Source organism: Mesorhizobium sp. M7A.F.Ca.CA.004.06.1.1, from assembly GCF_003999135.1.
Taxonomy (GTDB): Bacteria; Pseudomonadota; Alphaproteobacteria; order Rhizobiales; family Rhizobiaceae; genus Mesorhizobium.
In genome coordinates this window covers 1-3,452 of record NZ_RZPQ01000636.1, presented here as the reverse complement: position 1 = coordinate 3,452, position 3,452 = coordinate 1, and the positions used below count along the sequence as shown (strand labels likewise).

The following is a 3,452-nucleotide window of genomic DNA, read 5'->3' as shown; positions in this document are numbered from 1 at the left end:
AGGCGTTCACCCCAGGCTATTTCGCCCGCGAGGACACGCGCACGCCGATGATCTTTGCCGCCATCTCGGTGGCGGTGAACGTCACCACGGCGCTGACGCTGTTTCCACGGATGGGCGCGCCCGGCATCGCGGTGGCCTCGGCCGTCGCCGGCTGGGTCAACGCGGTGATGCTGCTCGGCGTCTTGATCCCTCGCGCCCCCAATGGCCGCGCCGGATCAAGACGCCGAGCACTGGTTCGCCTTCAGGCTAGGGCCGGGCTCGCCGCTGGTGGTCAAGGCGACGACGCTGCTGTCGCTGGTTGCCGGCGGAGCGCTGCTTTATTTCATCACCGCCTTCGCCACAGGCGGTGCCGATTTCGGCATGATCCGACGCAACGTCAAGCGGGGATCGGGCAAGTCGGCGCCACCGGTCGCAAAGACCGACCTGGACGAGTAGAGCGCCCGACACGCCCGCAGCGCCGTCTTGATCGCAGCGCCGTCTTCGTCCATAAGCGCGCCGTCGCAAGACTTTCGCCGCGCGCGGTTTCCAGCCGCGCGATTGGCTCCGAAAAGTCTGCAACTTTTCGGAATCACGCTTATACGGCCCTCCACAAGCCATGAGGACAATCATGACCGCCTTCAAGCCACTCGTCTTTTCCGGTGTCCAGCCGACCGGCAATCTGCATCTCGGCAACTATCTCGGCGCCATCAAGAAATTCGTTGCCCTGCAGGACACCTCCGATTGCATCTATTGCGTCGTCGACCTGCATTCGCTGACAGCCCAACTCGTTTATGAAGACCTAGCCGATCAGACGCGGTCGATCACCGCTGCGTTCCTGGCCTCGGGCATCGACCCGAAGAAGCACATCGTCTTCAACCAGTCGCGGGTCATGCAGCACGCCGAGCTCGCCTGGATCTTCAATTGCGTGGCGCGCATCGGCTGGATGAACCGCATGACGCAGTTCAAGGACAAGGCCGGCAAGGATCGCGAGAACGCCTCGCTCGGCCTGCTTGCCTATCCTTCGCTGATGGCTGCCGACATCCTGCTCTACCGTGCCACCCACGTGCCGGTGGGCGAGGACCAGAAGCAGCATCTGGAACTCACCCGCGACATCGCGCAGAAATTCAACAACGACTTCTCCGACCGCATCGCGGCCCTTGGCGTCGGCGTCGAGATGCAGGTCGGCGAAGAGACCGTCAACGGCTATTTCCCGCTGACCGAGCCGGTCATCGGCGGGCCGGCGGCGCGCATCATGTCGCTGCGCGACGGCTCCAAGAAAATGTCCAAATCGGACCCGTCGGATTTGTCGCGCATCAACCTGACCGACGATGCCGACGACATCTCGAAGAAGATCCGCAAGGCCAAGACCGACCCGGAAGCGTTGCCGAGCGAGCTGGACGGCCTGGCCGGCCGGCCCGAGGCGGAGAACCTGGTCGGCATCTATGCGGGTCTCGCCGAGATATCGAAGGCGGATGTACTCAAGGAATTCGCCGGCCAGCAGTTTTCCGTGTTCAAGCCGGCCTTGGCCGATCTTGCAGTGGAAAAACTGGCGCCGATCGCCAGCGAGATGCGCCGCATTTCGGATGACCGCGCCTATGTCGACGCGGTGCTCAAGGATGGCGGCGAGCGCGCCGGCGTGCTGGCCGAAGCGACGATGAAGACGGTGCGCGACATTATCGGCCTGCTGCAGGGCTGATCGCGACATCGGGTGCACTGGCACAAGGCCGGCGGCTTGCCGCCGGTCCCCCGCAGTGGCAGATTGCGCCGCAAGACACCGAGTAGATAGACATGGTCTCCAAACGCCTCAGCCGCGAAGCCGGCCATCGCAGGAAATTCCTGACGATCATCGACGACACGCCGGAATGCGAGCGCGCCGTCGCCTACGCCTCGAAACGGGCGCAGAGCACCAGCGGCACGCTGGTGCTGCTCTATGTCATCGTGCCGGACGATTTCCAGCATTGGCTGGGTGTCGAGAAGATCATGCGCGAGGAAGCCAACGCCACGGCGCGCGCCGCGCTCGACAGCTATGCCAACAAGGTGCGCCAGAAGCTCGGCATCGAGCCCGAGATGGTGGTGCGCGAAGGCAAGCCGACGGAAGAGATCCACAAATTGATCGAGGAAGACCAGGACATCGCCATCCTGGTGCTGGCCGCCGGTGCGGGCAAGGAAGGCCCGGGGCCACTGGTCGGCGCCGTGGCCGGCAAGGGTGCCGCCTTCCCGATCCCGGTGACTGTCGTGCCGCAGAACCTGTCGGACGAGGAAATCGACAGCCTGGCCTGAGATTCTGCTCTTCAGGTGATGCCGGTCCGATGATGGGCGCGGAAAAACATTCCGCCAGCCAGCTGTTCCGACGATGCGTTTCGCTTGAATGTCCAGCCAATTGAGCCTATTTAGAATTGTTCCAAACTAGATGCCCAAACGGGCACGGAGACGGCCATGTTCATCCAGACCGAATCGACGCCAAACCCGGCGACGCTGAAATTCCTGCCCGGCAAGGAAGTGCTTCTGGAAGGCACCGCCGATTTCCGCGATGCCGACAGCGCCGCCGTTGCCTCGCCGCTGGCCGGCCGGCTGTTCGAAATTCCTGGCGTCACCGGCGTTTTCTTCGGCTATGACTTCATCACCGTGACCAAGGATGGCCCCGACTGGCAGCATTTGAAGCCGGCGATCCTCGGCGCCATCATGGAGCATTTCATGTCCGGCGCGCCCGTCATGGCCAAGGCCGGCCCGGCCGCCGAGACCAGCCAGACCGGTGAGTTCTACGACAAAGCCGACGAGGAGCTGGTCATCACCATCAAGGAACTGCTCGATACACGGGTGCGTCCGGCGGTCGCCCAGGATGGCGGCGACATCACCTTCCGCGGCTTCGAGAATGGCACGGTGTTCCTGCACATGAAGGGCGCATGCGCCGGCTGCCCGTCATCGACGGCGACGCTGAAGCACGGCATCCAGAACCTTCTGCGCCATTTCGTGCCGGAAGTGCAGCAGGTCGAACAGGTCTCCTGACGCCCCTTTGATGATTCTACCCCACTGACCATCTGGTCCGATTTCTTCGCTTCCGGCGCATCGATCAGAAGGAACTCCAAAGTGATCTACGAACTTCGGGTTTACCGGGCTTTGCCGGGACGCTTGCCGGCGCTTCTTGATCGCTTCGACAAGATCACCCTCAAATTATGGGAAAAGCACGGTATCCGCCAAGCGGGTTTCTTTACCACGCTGATCGGTGCTTCGAACAACGACCTGACCTACATGCTGGCATGGGAATCGCTGGCCGAACGCGAAGAGCGCTGGACGGCGTTCGTGAAGGACCCGGCCTGGACACAGGCGCGGGAAGATTCCGAGCGTGACGGCCAGATCACCGAGACAATCACCAACCAAATCTTGGCTCCCACCTCGTTCTCGGCGGTGTCCTGACCACCGAGCAGGCGTCGCATCGCGCAAACAACAAAAAACCGGGCCGAATTGCCCGGTTT

5 protein-coding genes and 1 pseudogene are annotated in these 3,452 nt (G+C 62.7%); all 6 read left to right on the top strand.

Annotated elements, in window-relative coordinates:
• Nucleotides 1-47 precede the first annotated feature (47 nt).
• A pseudogene (locus EN906_RS38520) lies at nucleotides 48-140 on the top strand (hypothetical protein); the annotation flags it as partial.
• Nucleotides 141-201: 61 nt separating this feature from the next.
• Nucleotides 202-435, top strand: a complete 234-nt coding sequence (locus EN906_RS38515) for a hypothetical protein (protein WP_245484345.1) — start codon at nucleotides 202-204, stop codon at nucleotides 433-435.
• A 172-nt stretch (nucleotides 436-607) separates the two neighbouring features.
• Entirely contained in the window at nucleotides 608-1,675 is a 1,068-nt protein-coding gene (trpS, locus tag EN906_RS27385; protein WP_127256391.1) for a tryptophan--tRNA ligase, read from the top strand.
• 92 nt (nucleotides 1,676-1,767) lie between these two features.
• On the top strand, nucleotides 1,768-2,259 hold the full coding sequence (locus EN906_RS27380; protein WP_013528063.1) for a universal stress protein: 492 nt from the start codon (nucleotides 1,768-1,770) through the stop codon (nucleotides 2,257-2,259).
• Between the two features lie 156 nt (nucleotides 2,260-2,415).
• On the top strand, nucleotides 2,416-2,985 hold the full coding sequence (locus tag EN906_RS27375; protein ID WP_023811631.1) for a NifU family protein: 570 nt from the start codon (nucleotides 2,416-2,418) through the stop codon (nucleotides 2,983-2,985).
• Between the two features lie 81 nt (nucleotides 2,986-3,066).
• The gene (locus tag EN906_RS27370; protein ID WP_127269475.1) at nucleotides 3,067-3,393 is read left to right on the top strand and encodes an NIPSNAP family protein; all 327 of its coding nucleotides are present in this window, start codon (nucleotides 3,067-3,069) and stop codon (nucleotides 3,391-3,393) included.
• Nucleotides 3,394-3,452: the final 59 nt, after the last annotated feature.

Bases quoted from the DNA above. Each gene is read 5' to 3' on its own strand.
- EN906_RS38515 (WP_245484345.1), top strand. From the start codon at position 202: ATGGCCGCGCCGGATCAAGACGCCGAGCACTGGTTCGCCTTCAGGCTA.
- trpS (WP_127256391.1), top strand. From the start codon at position 608: ATGACCGCCTTCAAGCCACTCGTCTTTTCCGGTGTCCAGCCGACCGGC.
- EN906_RS27380 (WP_013528063.1), top strand. From the start codon at position 1,768: ATGGTCTCCAAACGCCTCAGCCGCGAAGCCGGCCATCGCAGGAAATTC.
- EN906_RS27375 (WP_023811631.1), top strand. From the start codon at position 2,416: ATGTTCATCCAGACCGAATCGACGCCAAACCCGGCGACGCTGAAATTC.